Here is a 19,395-nt window from a genome sequence, read left to right as displayed (position 1 = left end):
TTTTACGCGGTTCCAGTGATACACGGCACGCTTAATGCCCTGAATTTGCGCCAGGCTGAGGACCACGCGCGACAACCGAGGCAATATGGGCGTCCAGCAGGCGTGTATCCATGGACGGATGGCCAAGTTTGATCTCGCCCGACTGGACCAGCGCGTAGATCTTTTTGTTCACGTCCGAGATCGGGCCGCCGGCGCCGTTCTCCGGATCGGCGATCCAGAAACCCAGTTCCAGCTCATAGCCGTCGGCGACGAAGGCGTTCAGCAGCACGTTCGGCGCCGGCTCGTCGAGCACCCGCGCCACGCCCTTGGGCTGGGCTTCGAGCAAGGGCATGAGCTGGGACAGATTTGATTCGTAGGACACCACCAGCTTGGTCACCAGGCGCTGGTTGCGGTTGGTGGCCGACTGGTTCAGCACCACACCCGTGATCAGCATCTCGTTCGGCAGCAGGGTCTGGGTGCCGTCGGCGCCGCGCAACACGGTGTAGCGCGTATTGATGCGCGCCACCTTGCCGGAGTATTTATCCAGCGTGATCGGATCGCCGATGGTCAGGCTGCGTTCGAGCAGGATGATGAAGCCCGACACGTAGTTGCTGGCGATGCGCTGCATGCCGAGACCGAGGCCGACGCCGAGCGCGCCGCCGAACACCGACAGCACGGTCAGGTCCAGGCCCGCCAGCGACAGGCTGAACAGCACCGCGACCAGGATCAGCACGGCGCGGCTGACGCGCGCCATCGCCACCCGCAGCGAGCTGTGCACGCGCTCCAGGCCCATCAGGCGCTCTTCCAGCGCGGCGCCGGCCCACAGCGCCAGCATCATCAGCACCACGATCGAGACCGCGCCTTGCAGCAGGTCGGCCAGCGACACCTTGTTTTTGCCGACCGGGAGCACGGTGCGCTCGAGGAAGGCGAGCACGTCCGGCAGCACGCCGGTCAGGTGCATGGCCACGCCCAGCCAGACCACCAGGGCGAACACGCGCTCGAAGGTCTGCAGGGCCGCGCCCAGCGGGCCGCGGCGCGCGAACACGCGGCGCAGCAGGTAGAAGAAGCTGCGGATCACCGCCAGCGAAGTGAACAGCGGCAGCGCCACGCGCAGCAGGTGCACGCTCTGGTAGCGCTCCATCACCAGCTTGGTGACGGCCAGCAGGGCCACGATCAGGAGCGGCGCCAGCACGCGGCCGAAGCCGCTGATGCCCGCGCCCAGCAGGCCGCCCTGCTCCGCCCGCTCGCGCAGGAAGGAGCGGTACATCAGCCGCGCCAGGCCCCAGCCGGCCAGGACGCAGACCACGATGGCCAGCGCCTGCCAGACGATGTCGGGTTTGTGGAGGTCGCCGAGGAGGTCGGCCAGCAAATCCGGAAGCGGCATCCAGGCTCCTTTACGCGTCCTCGCCCGCCTCGGCGGCGGCGCCTTTCACGGGCGCCTTACGTTCCAGCACGGCGGCGAAGAAGCCGTCGGTCTGGTGCTTGTGCGGCAGCAGCTTGAGGTAGTCGTCCATCTCGAGCGGGATCTTCTGCTCGGCCAGCACCTCGCGCATCGGCACCAGGGCGAAGTCGGGATGGGTGGACAGGAAGTGCTCGACCACCATGTCGTTCTCTTCGTTCAGCAGGCTGCAGGTGGCGTACACCAGGCGGCCGCCGTTCTTGACCAGGCGCGCGGCGCCGTCCAGGATCGCCTTCTGCTTTTCCTGCATCTCGGCCACGGCTTCCGGCTTCTGGCGCCATTTCACGTCCGGGTTGCGGCGCAGGGTGCCCAGGCCCGAGCACGGCGCGTCGACCAGCACGCGGTCGATCTTGCCGGCCAGGCGCTTGACCTTGGCGTCGCGCTCGTGCGCGATCAGGACCGGATGCACGTTCGACAGGCCGCTGCGCGCCATGCGCGGCTTGAGCTTGGCCAGGCGCTTCTCGGACACGTCGAAGGCGTACAGGCGGCCGGTGTTGCGCATGATCGCGCCCAGCGCCAGGGTCTTGCCGCCGGCGCCGGCGCAGAAGTCGACCACCATCTCGCCGCGGCGCGCGCCCAGGATCTGGGCCAGCACCTGGCTGCCCTCGTCCTGGACCTCGATCGCGCCCTGCTTGAACAGCTCCAGGTTCTGCAGCGCGGGCTTCTTGTGCACGCGCAGGCCGAGCGGCGCGTAGGTCATCGGCTCGGCCAGGATCGGCGCCTCGGCCAGCTTGGCGATCACGTCCTCGCGGTTGGCCTTGAGCGAGTTCACGCGCAGGTCGAGCGGGGCCGGGGTGTTGAGCACGGCGGCCAGGCGCAGCGCCTCTTCCTCGCCGAACTGGGCCACCAGCTTGTCGTACAGCCACTGCGGCAGGTTGGCGCGCATCTGGGCCGGCAGCAGGTTGCGGTCGACTTCCTTGACGCGGGTCAGGAAGTGGACCTCGTCCTCGGTAAGGCCGCCGAGGGCGTCGAAGCCCACGGTGTCCAGCAGGCCCAGCAGGGCCAGGCGGCGCATCGAAGGCTGGTTGCCGGCGCCGGCGAAGTCGGTATAGAAGGTCTTGTTGCGCAGCACCGCGTACACGGCTTCGGCGATGACGCCGCGCTCGCGGCCGCCGAAGCGTGGGTTGTCCTTGAAGAAGCGCGACAGGGCGACGTCGGCGGGCGAAGTAAAGCGCAGAACCTCGCGCAAGATCTCTTCGGTCTTGGCGAGGATTGCTGGTGGCAATCTCATGGGGTTTTCCTGGTTAGATTCTGGGGGAGCGGCCGCCTCAGGCCGCAGTGCGATCGAGCACGCGCACGTTGTCGCGGTCGACCACCACGCGGTCCTCGACGAACAGGCGCACGGCATGGGGATAAAGCTTGTGTTCCTCGACCAGCACGCGGGCGGCCAGCGTGTCCTCGGTATCGCCCGGCAGCACCGGCACGCGCGCCTGGGCCACGGCCGGACCGTGGTCGAGTTCGGCGGTCACGAAGTGCACGGTGGCGCCGTGTTCCGTCACGCCGGCCTCGAGCGCCTGGCGGTGGGTATGCAGGCCCGGGAACAGCGGCAGCAGCGAGGGATGGATGTTCAGCATGCGGCCGGCGTAATGCTCGACGAAGGGCGCGGTCAGGATGCGCATGAAACCGGCCAGCACGACCAGGTCGGGCGCGTAGCGGTCGATGGTGTCCTGCAGCGCCGCGTCGAACTCGGCGCGGCTGACGAATTCCTTGCTCGGCACGACGGCGGTCGGAATGCCGCGCGCCTGCGCGAACTCCAGGCCCTTGGCGTCCGGTTTGTTGCTGATCACCGCGGCGATGCGGGCCGGCCACTGCTCGGCTTCACAAGCGCGCACGACCGCTTCCATATTGCTTCCGCGGCCGGAAATGAGGATCACGATGTTTTTCATAGCCGGCATTGTACCGTATCGCCATGCGGCAACCGGCATTCCGGCTCGGCCTTAAGGCATGGACTCGCCCAGAGAGAAGGAATAGAAGACGCGGAAAGGGACTTTTTTCTCGGCCCAGAACTCGGCGGCGTCGCGGAACACGTCGAGCAGGTTCTCGCGCGCTTCCTTGTCGAATTTCTGGGCCTGGGGCAGCTGCTCCAGCACGACGAGGAAGCCCGGCTGGGGACCGGCCTCGCTGATGGTCTCGGTCAGGCACTTGCGCAGTGCGTCGAAATTCTTGCTCCAAGGCTTGGGAAAATGGAAACTTTCGCCGATGCGGGCGCAGACCTGCTGTTTGGTCAGGGTGTTGGCACAATGCGCGTACAGAAAATGATGGCCCAATCGAGCCGCTTCCTGCTGCAGCTCGACGACGCGGAAGGCGCGGATCGCCTGCACTACATTGGGCGGCACTCTCATCAACAAACTCATATTTTCCTCAAGTCGACCTGGTGTCATATGGTTTCGCCAAGCGCCATTCGTTGCGGTCTCATACTGCGCCGCGGATTCGTCCCTCGCTATCGTTTCCATGAGCCAATAAACCCCTGATTTGTGTAAGGGTAACGTTTTGTGGTATTGGAAGCAACCCAAAAGTGAGCACGCCCTCTCCGTTTGTAAAAAACGGTATGTCTGCATGTCATCAAAACGGGTGATGGAGCGCCCGGTTTTCATTCTGGCGCGAGGTGGCTTACCGACGAGCTGCTGTTACAATTTGTTGCCACGCGGATTCAGCCGTTTTGGTGCATTAGGATTACCATGAAGCCTGGCGATCCACATTCCGACGATCGCTCACCATAACGAGGTAGAACATGAACTTCCAAGCCAAACTGATCATTTCGGCCCTGGGGATGGCCACCCTGCCGCTGGCCCAGGCGGCGGATTTCGAGGACTTCGGCCGCGTGGTGCGCGTGCAGCCGCGCGTAGAGCAGATCCGCACCCCGCGCCAGGAATGCCGTACCGAATACGTGCAGGTGCCGGTCCAGCAGGAACGCAGCGCGGGCGGTTCGGTCGTGGGCGGCATCGCCGGCGCCCTGCTCGGCAGCCAGATCGGCAGCGGCAACGGCAAGGTCGCCGCAGCGGCGGCCGGCGCCATCGCCGGCGCGGTGGTCGGCGATCGGGTCGACAACAACAACCGCAACCTGGCTGGCGGCGTGCAGGAACAGGCTGTGCGCCAGTGCCGCACCGTCGAGGCCATCGAATCGCGCACCAACGGCTACGACGTGACCTACGAATACCGCGGCCAGACCTATACCGCGCTGATGAACCGCGATCCGGGCAACCGCGTGCGCCTGCGCGTTTCGGTCGAGCCGCTCGACAGCATCGGCCCGAACCAGAGCTACAGCCAGTACTGATACCAGGGGCGGCAAACTTGTCGCCCTGTCCACACCGGGTTCCCGAGCTTGCGCTGCGGGAACCCGTCCATTGATAATAGGGCGATTCCACCAGGCTGCCCTATGCTCATCAAACGCAAATCCATCGAACAGGCCGAATCCTCGCGCCGTCCCGCGCGCAAGCCCAAGTTCGCGCCCGTCACGCTGTCCGAACAGGACGGTGTCCGCTACCTTCATTTCGGCACCGAATGGGTGCAGGGCGCCATGCGCATCCGCAAGCCCGATTGGCCCGAGCTCGAATACGCGCAGCAGATGATGGCCTGGATGCTCTTCATCGACGCGCCCCAGTCCATCGTCCAGCTCGGCCTGGGCGCGGGCACTCTCACCAAGTTCTGCTATCGCCAGTTCCCGGAGGCGAGCGTCACCGCGGTCGAGCTGAACGAAGCGGTGATCGCGATCTGCGCCTCGATGTTCAAGCTGCCGGAGAACGACGAGCGCCTGGAGGTGCTGCAGATGGACGCGCTCGACTTCGTCGGCGACCCGGCGAACCATGGCGCCTTCGACGTGCTGCAATGCGACCTCTACGACGCCACCGCGCGCGGACCGGTGCTCGACACGCCCGAGTTCTACCAGGCTTGCTCCGCCTGCCTGGCCCCGCACGGAATCATGACCGTCAACCTGTTCGGCGACCATCCGAGCTTCGCCAAGAACATCAAGGCAATGAAGTTCGCCTTCGAGCACGTGATCTGCCTGCCCGAGGTGCACGACGGGAACGTGGTCGCACTGTGCTTCAACACCCGGCCCACGATCGACAAGGACGCGCTCAAGGCGCGCGCCGCCGAGATCAAGGCAGCCACCAGACTGCCGGCCGCCTCCTGGGTGAAGGGCATCCTCGCCGCCACCTCCTGACACCTTGACCGCCATGAACGCTGCCCACAAGCCCGTCAGCCTGCGCAAGCTCGACCTGCAATCGATCTTTTCCTGGATGCTGGCGGACGGCATCGTCGGCAAGGACAAGGTCAAGGAGTATTTCGCCCAGGCCCAGGCGATCCTCAAGAACGCCGCCGGCTCGATGCATCCGCTGACCGCGGTGGCCCAGTGCAAGCTGGTGTCGAACCAGCCGCCGCACCGCCTGCTCACCCTCGACGTGCTGACCGAATGGTGCGCGGCCAAGGTGGGCCTGCCCTTCATCCGCATCGACCCGCTCAAGATCGATTTCACCAAGGTGGCGGACGTGATGTCGGCCAGCTATGCGGCGCGCTTCAACATCCTGCCGGTGGAGATGAGCGCCAGCACCCTGGTGGTGGCGACGGCCGACCCGGGCCAGACGGAGTGGGAAGCGGAGATCGCCAAGGTATCGCGGCGCAAGATCGAACTGGTGCTGGCCAACCCGCTCGACATCGCGCAATACATTTCGCAGTTCTTCAGCCTGGCCAAGTCGATCCGCGACGCCAACCGCAGCAATGGCCAGGACCTGGCCATGCGCAACAACTTCGAACAGCTGGTCGAACTGGGCAAGGCCAACAAGCAGGTCGACGCCAACGACCAGCACATCGTCAACATCGTTGACTGGCTGTGGAGCTACGCCTTCGAGCAGCGCGCCTCCGACATCCACCTGGAACCGAAGCGCGAGTTCGGGGTGATCCGTTTCCGCATCGACGGCGTGCTACACCAGGTGTACCAGGTGCCGGCGGTGGTGATGATCGCCATGACGGCGCGCATCAAGCTGCTGGGTCGGATGGACGTGATCGAGAAGCGCCGTCCGCAGGACGGACGCATCAAGACGCGCACCAACGGCGGGCAGGAGGTCGAGCTGCGCCTGTCGACCTTGCCGACGGCCTTCGGCGAAAAGCTGGTGATGCGTATCTTCGACCCGGAGGTGGTGGTCAAAACCTTGCCGGAGCTGGGCTTCCCGCCGGACGACGCGCGGCGCTGGGATGCGCTGACCTCGCGCGCCCACGGGATTATCCTCGTGACCGGGCCGACCGGATCGGGCAAGACGACCACGCTGTACACGACCTTGAAGGCGCTGGCGACCAACGAGGTGAACGTCTGCACGGTGGAAGACCCGATCGAGATGGTGGAGGCTTCGTTCAACCAGATGCAGGTGCAGCCGGGGATCGATCTCTCCTTCGCGGACGGCGTGCGGGCGCTGATGCGCCAGGATCCGGACATCATCATGGTGGGCGAGATTCGCGACCTGGAGACGGCCGAGATGGCGATACAGGCGGCGCTGACCGGCCACCTGGTGTTCTCGACCCTGCATACGAACGACGCGCCGTCGGCGGTGGTGCGCCTGCTGGAGCTGGGGGTGCCGGATTACCTGCTCGAAGCCACCCTGATCGGGGTGATGGCGCAGCGCCTGGTGCGGACCTTGTGCCCGGAATGCAAGGCGCTGGGTGGGGAACTCAGCGACGAGGTATGGCAGAGCATCGTGGGGAGCTGGGATATTCCGAAGCCCTCTAAGGTCTATCGGCCGATCGGGTGTCCGGAATGCCGGCAGACGGGGTATCGGGGCAGGACCGGTATTTATGAACTGCTGACCGTGAGCGACGGCTTCGGGCGACTGGTGCGCGATTCGGGGGATATGCAGGCCTTGCGCAAGCAAAGCATCGCGGATGGCATGAAGCCGCTGCGTATCGCCGGGGCCATGAAAGTGGTCGAAGGGGTCAGTACGGCGGACGAGGTGTTGAAGGTAACCTCGGCTTTGTCTTGATCCGATGTTCAGTTAACTCTGGCGCAATCGGGAAACACCGGCTATAATGCTGCCTCTTTCGGGTCGTTAGCTCAGTTGGTAGAGCAGCGGACTTTTAATCCGTTGGTCGCTGGTTCGAGCCCAGCACGGCCTACCAGAATCAGCGAAGAAGGCGTTGCGAGTGATCGTGACGCCTTTTTTGTTTTGCGCTCCGAAGCGATCCTTGCGCGTACTTGTTCGGTGCGCCCCTCCTCGCTCCTCTTGCGGCTGATCAATTTTCGCTGCCGGCACTCTCGGTAACGCACTACTCTACGTCGAGCGGCAATGGTCCCGAACGAACTGCTATCGCAATTTATTCAAAACGATAGACGAGGCCATCTTGCGTGGAGGAACTAATATGAAGACTGTCCAGCATCCCCGCTCCCTGTCGTCACGGATTCTCAAGAAGCATTGACGGCTCACCACCTCCGTTATCGTCCGAAGAACGTTTGCGCAAGCGGCACTTATCAATCCGGGGTGCTCCGCGTCTGCACCAGCCAGCTGCGTGCACGCGGCCGACCGTCGATCGGTTCAGGAACAAGCAGTTTGCAACTGCGTCGGAAAATGGGTATCGAACGCGTGCAGGAAGACGATTTGACTTCGGGATCATGGCTCAACGAGGTGGGTGCGAGGTACACCGAAAGGAACAATCCGTCGACCAATTTACGCTCGAGCTGATTGTTCTCGATTGCGTCACATCATCGGTATTGCCTCAATTCGTGCAGTAAGAACGGCAACACTCAGCAATACCTGGTTACGGCAAGTCCGCGACTGAGCTGCCTCAGCACACACGCGCTTCATGCGCCCAGAATGGTCCCAGCCACCGCCCCGCCGCGGAGCCGACCATGCGCATCGACCTGGACAAATTCACCTGCCACCTCCGCCAGCACGCCCTGCCCCGCTGGGGCAACGGCCGCTGCGGCGAATTCGTACGCCGGGCCCTGCAGGCGGCCGGAGCCGAGCTGCGGCCGCCCTACCCGCCCTCCGGCAAGCTGTACGGCCCCACCCTGCAGGCCCTCGGCTTCCAGCTGCTCGACGTCCCGAACCCCGACTGCTTCCCCTTCCTCAAGGGCGACATCATGGTCATGGAACCCACCAAACCCCGCGGCCACGGCCATGTGGCCGGCTACGACGGGCGCGACTGGATCTCGGACTTCATCCAGCGCGACTTCTGGGCCGGTCCCGGCTACCGCCGCAAACGCCCGCCCTTTGCGGTCTACCGCTACGTCCCGCCGGCCTGATCCCTTACCTCAGCCGTACACAGTCAAACCCTGGAAAGTGCTAGAGTGCTTGCATATATATCAAGACGAATGCGGCCCGTGAAATTCATCGAAAAATTGTTCACGCTCGGCTACCTGCTCATCGTGGCCCTGTTCTTCATCTCCGGCGTCGGCCTGATCGTGCTCGCCGGAATAGAAACCTGGGGCGCCCTCAGCCCAGGCGCCGAACTGAACGTGCGCCAACGCTTCGAGCTGGTGCTGGAATGCATCGGCCTGCTGACCATCGCCGTGGCTTCCCTCGAACTCGGCCAGACCGTGCTCGAAGAAGAAGTGCAGCGCTCGGTGAACATCAGCGCCCCTACCCGGGTGCGCCGCTTCCTGTCGCGCTTCCTGATCGTGGTCGTGGTCTCGCTGTCGATCGAATGCCTGATCGGCGTGTTCCAGTTCGTGCACGGCAAACCACAATACCTGCCGCACGCCGCCGCCATCGGGCTGGCCGCCGCCGCAATCCTGGCCACCTGGGGCATGTTCATCCGCATGAACGTCGATGCCGAGAAGCTCGAGCCGCACGCCATGCACCGTACCCAGGCCGAAGACGCCCAGGTCGAAGAGAACGACAGCTAGTTTTTGCAAAAATTCCGGTAAGCACTTGGACTTTTCGCTAAGTGCCGCTATAATCTCGGCTTCTTCGGGTCGTTAGCTCAGTTGGTAGAGCAGCGGACTTTTAATCCGTTGGTCGCTGGTTCGAGCCCAGCACGGCCTACCAAAGATTCAGCGACAACGCCAGCCTCCGGGCTGGCGTTGTCGTTTCTACGCCCGCCACCATGGCACAGACCATCGCCAGCGCCGTTCATCACGAACTGATCATCAAGAAAAGCCGCTTTATCGCCTGCGTCCAGCCCATGCCGGACCGCGCCGGCGCCCAGAAGGTGGTGGCCGAGCTGCGTGCCCGGCATCCGGGCGCGGCCCACGTGTGCTGGGCCCTGCTGGCCGGCGGCCAGTCGGCGGCCGTGGACGACGGCGAACCGAGCGGCACCGCCGGCCGCCCGATGCTCGACGTGCTGCGCCACCAGGACCTGGAAGGCGTGCTGGCCACCGTGGTGCGCTATTTCGGCGGCGTCAAGCTGGGCGCCGGCGGCCTGGTGCGGGCCTATACCGACAGCGTGGCCCAGGCCCTCCTTCAAGCGCAGAAAGTGCCGATCATCAAGCTCGCCACCCTGTGCTGCACCGCCCCCTACGCCCTCGAAGGCCTGGTGCGGCGCGAACTCGAGGCCGCCGGCGCCAGCCTGGACGAGGTGCTCCATGCCGACGAGGTCGCCTTCGTATTCAGCCTGCCGGCCGACGCCGCGACGGCCTTGCGCGCCCGCCTCGACGAAGCCGGCCACGGCCGCATCGCCTGGCCGCGCGCGGCCGAAGACGAGGAACACGGCGGATAAGTCAGCGCTATACCCGTCATCACGACTCGAAAGCGGACGCCTTTCCCCCAAGCCGGTATAGTGGCCGGTCCCGCAGCCGGCGCCAGCCGTCCGGCCGCCGTATTGACACCTTCAAAGACCACCCGTGATCAAGAAAAGCCTCGTCCCGCTCGCCCTCGGCGGCTTCGGCATCGGCATGACCGAATTCGTCATGATGGGCATCCTGCCCGACATCGCCACCGGCCTGCAGATCAGCATTCCCGAAGCCGGCTACCTCATCACCGCCTACGCCCTGGGCGTGGTGGTCGGCGCCCCGACCCTGGTCAGCCTGTTCGCCCACCGCCCGCCGCGCAGCGTGCTGGTGCTGTTCATGCTGATGTTCACGGTGTTTAACGCCATGTCGGCCTTCGCGCCCAACTTCCACGTGATGATGCTGTCGCGCTTCCTGGCCGGCCTGCCGCACGGCGCCTTCTTCGGCGTCGGCGCCGTGGTCGCCAGCCGCCTGGCCGATCCCGGCAAGGTGGCGGCAGCGATGGCCACCATGTTCGCCGGCCTGACGGTGGCCAACGTGATCGGGGTGCCGATCGGCACCTGGCTCGGCCACAGCGTCAACTGGCGCCTGGTGTTCCTGATCGTGGCCGCGATCGGCGCCGCCACCGTCTTCACCCTGCGCCAGCTGGTCCCCCACATCGAAGCGAAGCAGCCGACCGGCCTGCTGCAAGACCTGCGCATCTTCAAGAGCGCCGGCCTGTGGCTGGCCCTGGCCATCACCTCGATCGGCACCGGCGGCTTCTTCGCCTGGTTCAGCTACATCACCCCCCTGCTCACCGACGTCACCCAGTTCAAGTCGACCACCATCCCGATGATCATGACTGTGGTCGGCGTCGGCATGACGGTCGGGGTGCTGGTGGGCGGACGCCTGGCCGACCGCTTCCATCCGCTGCCGGCCATCCTGATCCTGCTCGCCTCCATGACCGCCCTGTTGCTCTGCAATGGCCTGCTGGCCACCTCGCAGCCGGTCATGCTGGTGCTGGCCTTCGCCACCGGCGCCAATGCGCTGGCCCTGGGCCCGCCGATCCAGATGCTGCTGATCGACCATTCGCGCGAAGCCGAGATGCTGGGTTCCTCGCTCGGCCAGTCGGGTTTCAACATCGGCAACGCCACCGGCGCCTTCCTGGGCGGGATTCCGCTGACCCTGGGCTATTCCTATGCCTCGCCGCAATGGGTGGCGGCAGCCCTCGCCCTGAGCGGCGTGGGACTGGCGATGTGGATGCTGGCGCGGCACCGCGCGCAGCTGCGCGCGGCCTGAAGAGGGTCAGACGAGGACGGCGTCGCCCATGGCCAAGGCCATCTCGGCGGCTTCGTCCTTGATCTGGGCCAGGGTGTCTTCGTCGAGCACGAGGTCGATCGCGCTTTCGCCATGGGGTGGGAGCGCCGGCTTGTTGCCCAGCGGCGAAGCCACGGGCGCGTACTGGTTGGCGAGCAGCAGGGTATCGAGCAAATTACCGGGCGGCATGTTGAGCCAGCCGCCACGCATGTCCCCGATGGCCTCGGCCACCACCGGCGGGATGGCGAGCTTCTTCATGACTTCGAGGCTGACCACGTCTTCGCACAGCGTGCCCCAGTTCTCGGCGTCGTCTTCGAGCAGGCCGGGGAAATCGTCGGCGCGTGAGAGCAGATAGAAGCCGCCGACTTCATGCACGATGCCGGCGAACATGGCGGTGTCCGGATTGACGTAGGTGACGTGACGCGCCAGCGCATAGGCGAGCGCGGCGACGTGGGTCGAGTGGTCCCACAACTGTTCAGCCTTGGCGCGCAGCACCGGGTCCTTGATGCGGCTGCCGAACTGGCGCACCACCAGGCTGGCGACGAGGGCCTGCAGGCGGCGATAGCCGATGCGGGTCACGGCCGAGCGCACATTGGTGACCGGCACGCCGCTGTTGCCGCCGAAGGCGACCGTATTGGCCATGGCGACAGTGCGCGCGGCCAGTTGCGGCTCGGCCAGCACGAGGCGGATCGCCTCTTCGACATGGCAATCCGGATCGTCGAGGGCAAGCTGCAGGCGCAGCACGGCGTTGACGCTGGTGGGGAAGGTGATTTCACCGCGAACGGCCTGCGCCGCGATGTATCCGAAGGCTTCGAGTTTGTTCACGCGCAGAATTATACCTTGCTGCAGGGCCAACATTTGCAGCCTGCATAGCGAGGGAGCCTACTAATCATCCGGTGTGGCGAGCGCTCCACACCCGCTGGCGGCGCCCGCAACGGAGCAGGCGCCGCCCACCATGCAGCCCGAGGGCGATTACTTGACCTTCAGGTTGTTCTTCACGCTGGTCACGCCCTCGACACCCTTGGCAACCTTCTCGGCCTTGGCAGCCTCGGCCTTGGACGGAACGAAGCCGTTCAGCATCACCACGCCCTTCTCGGTGTCGACATTGATGTCCATGGCGCTCAGGTCCTTGTCGGCCACCAGGCTGGCCTTGACCTTGCCGGTCAGGGCGGCGTCCGAGCCGGCCTTGGCGACGCGCTCGCCGGTGCGCTCGGTCGCGTTCTCGGCGCCGGCGGCGCTGTCCTTGGTGCGTTCGACCATGTTCGAGGTCTTTTCCTTCACCTTGGCCACGGCTTCGCGGGTGCGCTCGCCGACGGTGGCGGCAGCAGCGCCGGTGGCGCCGGCCGTCATCCGGCCGTTCTCGTCCATGACGCAGGCGGTCTTGCGGTCGCCGGTCAGCTTCTCGCACTTGGCGAGCGCGGCTTCCTTCGACATCTCGCGGTCGCCGGCGGCCGCCTGGCTGCCGGCGGCGCTGGCGCCGACCGCGGTGTCGGCCTTGCGGTCACCGTCGAGCTTGGCGAGGGCGGCGCGACGGGTGTCACGCGCGCTGTTCTCGCACTTGTCCTGGGCGTCGCCCTGGAGCGATTCGCACTTCTCTTCCGCCACTTCGTACTCGGCGTCGACCAGGTTGCGCCGGGCCTGGCGCAGTTCGTTCTTGTTGTGGCTCTCGGCCGCGCTCACATGGGCGCGGGCACGCACCAGGTCGGCCTGGGCCTCACACACGTCCTGCTCGTTGCCGGTCAGTTTTTCGCACTTGTCTTCCGCAGCCTCGTGCTGGGCGGCGGCCTTGTCCATGGCCTGGCGGTAAGCGTCCGTGCTCTGGGCGGCCGCCGGGGCCATCGCGAAGCTAGCTCCGACAGCGGTCGCGATCAGGGAAGCGATCAGGGTTTTCATGGTGGTCCCCTTCCATTCGGTTGTTGTGATGGCGTTCATTAAACGCCCCAGCCGGGGGACCATCTGTGCGACAGCGAACGCTGCCATGCGCAAGGATCAAGTTGGCGCTTGCGGATGCGCCTGCGCAACGGAAAACGCTCAGTCGTCCTGCAGTAGGCCGTCGCGCCACAGGCCGGCGGCCGCCTCGAAGGGCGTGCCCGCGCCGCCCAGGGCGCTGCCGTCGCCGGCAAGGCGCACCCAGACGCGGGTGTCGTGGCTGCTGCGCGCCACCGCGACGTGGCCGCGCACCCGGCTCAGCCAGCCGTGCACGCGGGCGTAGTCCTGGGGCTGGCTGCGCTGGATCCAGGCCAGCGCCACCAGGTCGGCGAAACCCTCCTCGCGGCGCGTCTCGCGCATGGCTTTCGAGGCCGCCAGCAGGGCCGGATCCTGGGCCGTTTCCTCGCCGACTTCGACGAAGCCGGCCGGCAAGGCGTGCCAGGCCCCTTCGGCGTAGCGCCAGCAGTGCGCCAGCTCGTGCGCCGTCATGGCTTCGATCAGGCGGTCGCGCTCGGCCTCGGGCACGCCGGCCAGCACGTCCTCGGCCGCCGGGTTGCCGCGCATCGAGAGCACCAGCTTGCAGCGGCCCTGGCCCTTGTCGAAGCCCATGGCGAGCGGCACATCGCCGGCGCGCGCCTGGGGCTGGACGACGATGTCGACCGGAAGCTTGATCGCGCGCGCATAGTTCAGCACCGGCGCGGCGGCCTGCAGCCAGCGCTGTTCCTGGGCGGTGAGGTTGGCGGCCTGGGCGCCGGCGCAATAAGCGGCCAGCGCGGCCGTGAGCAGGAGGGGCTTGAACATGGGATGCTCCCGGGATGGATGAAATGCCTAACGGCAATTTTATCCACGGTTCGAGCCCTGTTTTCAGGAAAATTTTTGTGGCTGGCCAAAACAACAAGGGCTGCCGAGGCAGCCCTTGCATCATCAGCGCGCGGTGAGCGCGGGGCGCGCTGCGCCCGGCGGCGCGGCATGCGCCAACGCCTCGTCAAGGCGGAACACGGCGACCAGGCTGGCCAAGCGCTCCGCTTCTTGCTCCAGCGACATGGCGGCCGCGCCGGCCTGCTGGACCAGGGCCGCGTTCTGGCGGGTTGCCTCGTCCATCTGGCCGATCGCACCGTTCACCTGGCTGATTCCGGCGCTCTGTTCCACGCTGGCGTGGGTGATCTCGGCCATGATGTCGGTCACGCGCTTGACGCTGGTGACGATGTCTTCCATCGTGCTGCCGGCTTCGTCCACCAGGCGGGCGCCGGCGTCGACGCGTTCGACCGAGCTGCCGATCAGTTCCTTGATCTCCCTGGCCGCCGCGGCGGAACGCTGGGCCAGGTTGCGCACCTCGGCGGCGACCACGGCGAAGCCCCTGCCCTGCTCGCCCGCACGGGCGGCCTCGACCGCCGCATTCAGCGCCAGGATATTGGTCTGGAAGGCAATGCCGTCGATCACGCCGATGATGTCCACGATCTTCTTCGAGGACTCATTGATCGAGGCCATGGTCTCGACCACCTGGGACACCACCGCGCCGCCGCGCAGCGCCACTTCCGAGGCCGACTCGGCCAGGGCATTGGCCTGGCGCGCATTGTCGGCGTTCTGGCGCACCGTGCCGGTCAGCTGCTCGACCGAGCTGGCGGTCGCTTCCAGGGTGCCGGCCTGGCGCTCGGTGCGGCCCGAGAGGTCGCGGTTGCCCTGGGCGATCTCGGTCGAGACGTTGGCGATGCTCATGGTGCCGTTGCGCACCTGGGCCACGATGCGCACCAGGCTGTCGCGCATGCCTTTCATCGCGTACAGCAGGCTGGAATGGTCGTTCGGCGCGGTGCGGATCTGCACGCTCAGGTCGCCGGCCGCGATGGCGGCAACGATCGAGGCGGCATAGTCCGGCTGGCCGCCGAGCTGGCGCAGCAGGCCGCGCGAGATGTACCAGGCGCCGGCCGAGCCGGCCGCCACCGCGCAGGCGCACAGCACGGCCATCCAGGCGAAGAAGCCGGTCGCCATGCCGCGCGCGTTCGTCGCGCCTTCGTTGTTGAGCTTTTCCTCGAGGTCGATCAGGCGGTTGATCGCGGCCAGCCAGTCGCTGAAGGCGGGCCCGGCCTGCTGGGCCAGCAAGGCGGTCGCTTCCGCCACCTGGCCGCCGGCGTGCAGGGCGATCACGCGCTCGATCAGGGGCTTGGTGCGCTGCTCCTGGGCCTTGATCGCCGCCAGCGCCTCGCGCTCCTCGGGCAGAATGTCCTTGCGCTGGCCGAACAGGGCGTCGAGCGGCTCGGCCGAGCGCGCATAGTTGTCGTCCAGGGTCTTGATCAGCTTGGCCGGGGTCGCGGCGCCGGAGGCGTCCGCGGCCAGCACCACGTCGCGCAAGGCGATCGCGCGGTCGTGCACGCTGCCGCGGAAATTGATGGCATAGCGCAGCTTGACGTTGTTGACCTCGTTGATGTGGTTGAGGACGCTCTCGATGCGGCCGACGCGGCTCACCGCCAGCGCGGTCAGCAGGATCATCAGCAGGAACACGGCGCCGAAGCCGATGGCCAGCCGGGCGCCGATGGTGAAGTTCTTGGTCATGTGGATGCTCGCTAGGCGACTGCATCCCACTGTTGCGTGAAATGTCAGTCAGTTTCTGGAATGCAACAGAAAATGACTATAGCATAGCTACCGGGTTTATTCCGGGGCCCTCGGCTTTTTAAGGTGTTAATACGGCCCGGCGTTGTATATACGGCATACGCCGGGCGTGTCGTGCGTCCGACTGCTTATTTCTTGGTCAGCGCGTTGGCGGTGACGAAGGACGGACGGATGTCGTTCGGCACCGCCTTGAGCTTGTCCAGCGCCTTGCGCACTTCCGGTCGGATCACGACATACTTGTCCATCATGGCCTTGGCGCGCGCATAGTCGCCGGTGGCCTCGATGGTCAGGAACTCGCGGTCTAGGTCGGCGACGGCTCCCTTGATCTTGCCGAAATCGACCGAGAAGGTCCCGTCCGGATGGGCCACGAAGGCGCCCTTGTCCAGCAGGTAGTTCATCTGGATCGCCATGCCGCGCGCGTGCGAGGAGGTCAGGCCGAAGTGCAGGGTACGGAAGGCGGAGGCCAGGAAGGTGTTGTACAGCTTGCGCTCGGCCGCCTCGCCCTGCCCCAGCGTATCCTTGAGCAGGCCCTTGTCCATCATGTAGCCCAGCGCCCACAGGCCGGTGATGTCGGCCTTGGCTTCCTCGATGGTCGAGTAGGTCTCCTTCAGGTCCTGGCGCGGGGTCGAGCTGCTTCCATCCTTCTTCTTGGTGTGATGCGGACCGAGGCCGTGCATGATCTCGTGCGCCAGGATGTGGGTGAAGAAGGAATCGAAGTCGAGGTCCTTCTGGTCGCGGGCGCGCAGCACCTGCTTGCTGATCGGGGTCAGGGTGGACTGGAACTTGGCCTGCTGTACGTTCTTCAGCATCACGCGCTTGGAACCGCGCTCGCGGATCACGCGCTCGTCGTTGGGCAGGTTGTAGGCGGCGGTCTGCACGCCCATGTTGCCGTCGCCGGCGCCGAACACCTCGTTCACCACCACCATCGGCGCGATCGCGCCCACCTTGGGGTTGCGGTACTGCGGATCGACCGGCAGGTTGTCTTCCAGTTCCTGCAGGTGCTTGCCGAAGAAGGCCAGCTTGGCGGTCTCCTGCGGGTCGCGGATGCTGACATAGGCTTCGAAGGCGGCCTTGTAGCCGAACAGCTCGTCGTTATAGGTCTCGTAGGGGCCGATGGTGACGTCGACCGGCGAGTCGAGGTCCATCCAGGCGAAATCCGAGGCCAGGTAATCGTTCGACAGGAAGGCGTCGGCGCGCAGGTTCAAAAACTTCTTGAGCGAGGCATTGTCGGTGGCGGCCGCGGCGTCGCGCAGCAGCTTGGCCAGTTGCTCGAGCTCGGGGCGGTATTCGTCCGAATACTTCACGGTGCGGAACTTGCCGTCCTTGTCGGTCCGGATGACGGTGAAGAACCACTGGGCCTGCTCCCTGTCCTGGGCCGGCAGCGCGTTCATCCAGCTTTCCAGCGCTTCCTTGCTGGCGCCCTCGGGATAGAAGTTGGCGCCCGCCGGCTTGCGCTCGGGGATGCGGATGCCCGCGTACTCCGCCGGCATGAAGGAGCGATTGTCGTCGAGGGTCGACCACGGACCCTTGTTCAGCCAGAAGGCCTCCAGGCGCGCGCGGCCCAGCGGCGTCGTGTCCTTGCGCAGCGCGGCGTGCAGGGCCTCGTTGCCGGCCCAGCGCTGGCGCAGCTGGATGGTGTCGACGATCTTGGCGGCCTCGATCAGCTTGGCGATGGCGACGCGGTCGCCCTTCGACAGCCTGGAGACGTCGGCGCGCAGTTCGACCGGTGCGAAGCGTTTGCCCATGGCCTGCAGCTGTTCCACGGTGGCGGAGGCTGGCGCCGCTGCCTGTTGGGCATGGGCGTTGAAGGCGGCGCCGATGGCTGCGGCGAGCACGAGAGGAGCGAGGAGATTCTTCATGGTCCCTTGGGTTGTGTTGGCGACCGGGGCATTGTAATCCTCAAGCGTCGGCAGGCAGGCAAATGATCGGATATGCATGCGCCGCCGGCGCAGCGCCGGGGCAGCGCCGACGCTGTGCCGACGCTGTGCCGACGCTGTGCCGACGCGGGGCCGAAACCCCGGCGCCTAGCGCACCGTCGCCAGCGCCGGTCCCTGCTCCCAGCCGCCGCCGATGGCGCGCGCCAGCGCCACCGTCCCCAGCAGGCGCTGGGTCCGGATCTGGGCGGCGGCGCGGCTCGCGGCCAGGGCGCTGCGCTGGGCGTCGGTGACGTCGAGGTAGGTCGAGACGCCGCGCTCGTAGCGCGCCTGGGCCACCAGCAGCGCGCGGTCGGCGGCCTGCTGCGACTGGGCCTGCGCTTCGCCCTGCTTCTGGCGCTGCTCCAGGTCCGACAGCGCATCGGTCACTTCGCGCAGCGCCGTCAGCAGGCGGGTTTCGTGGTTGGCCAGCGCCTCCTCGTAGCGCGCCTTGGACAGCGCCAGGTTGGCGCGGTTGCGGCCCGCGTCGAAGATCGGCAGCGACAGCGCCAGCGGCCCCGCCGAGAACTGGCGCGCGCCGCCACTGGCCAGGTCGCGCAGGTGCTCGGAGGCGAAGCCGAAATTGCCGGTCAGGGAGAGCGATGGATAGAAGGCGCCCTCGGCCACGCCTATCTGGGCGTTGGCGGCCTTGAGCTGGGCCACGCTGGCGGCCAGGTCGGGGCGCTGGCCCACCAGGCTGGCCGGCAGGCCGACCGGGATGCGCGGCGGCGCCGGCAGCGCGGCCTGCGCGCTGTCGGCCAGCAGCGGCGCGTTGGGCGAGGCGCCCACCAGGGTGGCCAGCGCGTGTTCGACCAGGTTGCGCTGGCGCTGCACCTCGTGCAGGTCGGCCTCGGCGTTGGCGCGCTCGATGCGCGCGCGAGAGACGTCCAGCTCGTTCGACAGCCCGCCCTTGAAGCGCGCCTCGACCAGCTCCTGGGCTTCGCGGCGCGCTTCCAGCGCGTCGCGCAGGATCGCCAGTTCGGCGTCCAGTCCGCGCAGCTGCCAGTAGCTGGACGCCACCTGGCTCGAGAGCAGCAGGATCACGCCGTCACGGTCGTCCTGGGCGGCCAGGGCCTGGGCGTCGGCCGCCTCGACCACGCGGCGCACGCGGCCCCACAGGTCGAGTTCCCAGGACAGCGAGGCGCCGATGCTGAAGTTGTTGCCCTCGATCGAGCGCCCGCCCAGGGCCAGGCCCTGCGAGGTCTCGGCCGAGGTGCGCGCGTTCGACACGCCGGCGCCGACCGAGACGTTGGGCAGCTGGCCGGCGCGCACCACGCCCAGCTGGGCCTGGGCCTGCAGCAGGCGCTGCGCGGCGGCGCGCACGCCCGGGTTCTCGCGCAGCGCGCGCGCCTCCAGGCTGTCGAGGGCGGGGTCGCCGAACACGGTCCACCAGCTGGCCGGCAGGCGCGCGCTGTCGCTTTCGCCGGCATGGCGGAAGGCGGTGTCGCCCGGCGCGCCCGGCGCCTGGAAGTCGGGGCCGACGGTGGTGCAGCCGGCCAGCAGGGCGAAGCCGGCGGCGGCGATCAAGGTAGGTGCGAATCGCTTGAACATGTCTTTACTCT

17 protein-coding genes and 2 tRNA genes are annotated in these 19,395 nt (G+C 66.6%); 9 read left to right on the top strand and 10 right to left on the bottom strand.

Features of this window, described 5'->3' with window-relative positions:
• Positions 1-31: 31 nt before the first annotated feature.
• Genes B0920_RS18415 through B0920_RS18400 form a run of 4 tightly spaced genes read right to left on the bottom strand, consistent with a single transcriptional unit; the run spans position 32 to position 3,792 of the window.
• The gene (locus B0920_RS18415; RefSeq protein ID WP_078034099.1) at positions 32-1,363 is read right to left on the bottom strand and encodes a mechanosensitive ion channel family protein; all 1,332 of its coding nucleotides are present in this window, start codon (positions 1,361-1,363) and stop codon (positions 32-34) included.
• A gap of 10 nt (positions 1,364-1,373) precedes the next feature.
• A complete protein-coding gene (locus B0920_RS18410) occupies positions 1,374-2,669 on the bottom strand; it encodes an RsmB/NOP family class I SAM-dependent RNA methyltransferase (RefSeq protein WP_078034098.1) in 1,296 nt (431 codons plus the stop codon).
• A 37-nt stretch (positions 2,670-2,706) separates the two neighbouring features.
• Entirely contained in the window at positions 2,707-3,324 is a 618-nt protein-coding gene (gene purN, locus B0920_RS18405) for a phosphoribosylglycinamide formyltransferase (RefSeq protein ID WP_078034097.1), read from the bottom strand.
• Positions 3,325-3,375: 51 nt separating this feature from the next.
• Positions 3,376-3,792 carry a barstar family protein gene (locus B0920_RS18400; RefSeq protein ID WP_078034096.1) on the bottom strand — a complete coding sequence of 139 codons (417 nt, stop codon included), beginning with the start codon at positions 3,790-3,792 and terminating at the stop codon, positions 3,376-3,378.
• A gap of 377 nt (positions 3,793-4,169) precedes the next feature.
• Between B0920_RS18400 and B0920_RS18395 the strand changes: the two genes are divergently transcribed.
• From B0920_RS18395 to B0920_RS18355, 9 genes are all read left to right on the top strand, one after another.
• Positions 4,170-4,712, top strand: a complete 543-nt coding sequence (locus B0920_RS18395; RefSeq protein WP_078034095.1) for a glycine zipper 2TM domain-containing protein — start codon at positions 4,170-4,172, stop codon at positions 4,710-4,712.
• Between the two features lie 102 nt (positions 4,713-4,814).
• Positions 4,815-5,600, top strand: a complete 786-nt coding sequence (locus B0920_RS18390; RefSeq protein ID WP_078034094.1) for a methyltransferase domain-containing protein — start codon at positions 4,815-4,817, stop codon at positions 5,598-5,600.
• A gap of 13 nt (positions 5,601-5,613) precedes the next feature.
• Positions 5,614-7,407, top strand: a complete 1,794-nt coding sequence (locus B0920_RS18385; protein ID WP_078034093.1) for a GspE/PulE family protein — start codon at positions 5,614-5,616, stop codon at positions 7,405-7,407.
• 60 nt (positions 7,408-7,467) lie between these two features.
• Positions 7,468-7,543 (top strand) — tRNA-Lys (locus B0920_RS18380).
• A gap of 727 nt (positions 7,544-8,270) precedes the next feature.
• Entirely contained in the window at positions 8,271-8,666 is a 396-nt protein-coding gene (locus B0920_RS18375) for a hypothetical protein (RefSeq protein ID WP_078034092.1), read from the top strand.
• Between the two features lie 69 nt (positions 8,667-8,735).
• On the top strand, positions 8,736-9,269 hold the full coding sequence (locus B0920_RS18370) for a hypothetical protein (protein ID WP_078034091.1): 534 nt from the start codon (positions 8,736-8,738) through the stop codon (positions 9,267-9,269).
• Positions 9,270-9,335: 66 nt separating this feature from the next.
• A tRNA-Lys gene (locus tag B0920_RS18365) sits at positions 9,336-9,411 on the top strand.
• A gap of 58 nt (positions 9,412-9,469) precedes the next feature.
• Positions 9,470-10,081 (top strand): YigZ family protein, encoded by a 612-nt coding sequence (locus tag B0920_RS18360; RefSeq protein ID WP_078034090.1) that lies wholly within the window; start codon positions 9,470-9,472, stop codon positions 10,079-10,081.
• 124 nt (positions 10,082-10,205) lie between these two features.
• On the top strand, positions 10,206-11,369 hold the full coding sequence (locus B0920_RS18355; RefSeq protein WP_078034089.1) for an MFS transporter: 1,164 nt from the start codon (positions 10,206-10,208) through the stop codon (positions 11,367-11,369).
• 6 nt (positions 11,370-11,375) lie between these two features.
• Here B0920_RS18355 and B0920_RS18350 read toward each other — a convergent pair whose 3' ends face one another.
• The 6 genes from B0920_RS18350 to B0920_RS18325 all read right to left on the bottom strand — a co-directional run bounded on the left by B0920_RS18350 (position 11,376) and on the right by B0920_RS18325 (position 19,384).
• Positions 11,376-12,212: an HDOD domain-containing protein gene (locus B0920_RS18350; RefSeq protein ID WP_229455744.1), complete on the bottom strand. Its 837-nt coding sequence runs from the start codon at positions 12,210-12,212 to the stop codon at positions 11,376-11,378.
• Positions 12,213-12,359: 147 nt separating this feature from the next.
• Entirely contained in the window at positions 12,360-13,280 is a 921-nt protein-coding gene (locus B0920_RS18345; RefSeq protein ID WP_143745831.1) for a BON domain-containing protein, read from the bottom strand.
• A gap of 138 nt (positions 13,281-13,418) precedes the next feature.
• Positions 13,419-14,117 (bottom strand): hypothetical protein, encoded by a 699-nt coding sequence (locus B0920_RS18340; RefSeq protein WP_078034086.1) that lies wholly within the window; start codon positions 14,115-14,117, stop codon positions 13,419-13,421.
• Positions 14,118-14,240: 123 nt separating this feature from the next.
• Positions 14,241-15,863 (bottom strand): methyl-accepting chemotaxis protein, encoded by a 1,623-nt coding sequence (locus tag B0920_RS26470; protein ID WP_078034085.1) that lies wholly within the window; start codon positions 15,861-15,863, stop codon positions 14,241-14,243.
• 185 nt (positions 15,864-16,048) lie between these two features.
• On the bottom strand, positions 16,049-17,779 hold the full coding sequence (locus B0920_RS18330) for a hypothetical protein (RefSeq protein WP_078034084.1): 1,731 nt from the start codon (positions 17,777-17,779) through the stop codon (positions 16,049-16,051).
• A 165-nt stretch (positions 17,780-17,944) separates the two neighbouring features.
• Positions 17,945-19,384, bottom strand: coding sequence for an efflux transporter outer membrane subunit (locus B0920_RS18325; RefSeq protein ID WP_078034083.1), 1,440 nt, complete (start codon positions 19,382-19,384; stop codon positions 17,945-17,947).
• Positions 19,385-19,395 lie beyond the last annotated feature (11 nt).

This window comes from Massilia sp. KIM (assembly GCF_002007115.1).
GTDB lineage: Bacteria > Pseudomonadota > Gammaproteobacteria > Burkholderiales > Burkholderiaceae_D > Telluria.
The sequence above is the reverse complement of the archived record's forward strand: the minus strand, read 5'-3'. Positions and strand labels throughout refer to the sequence as shown.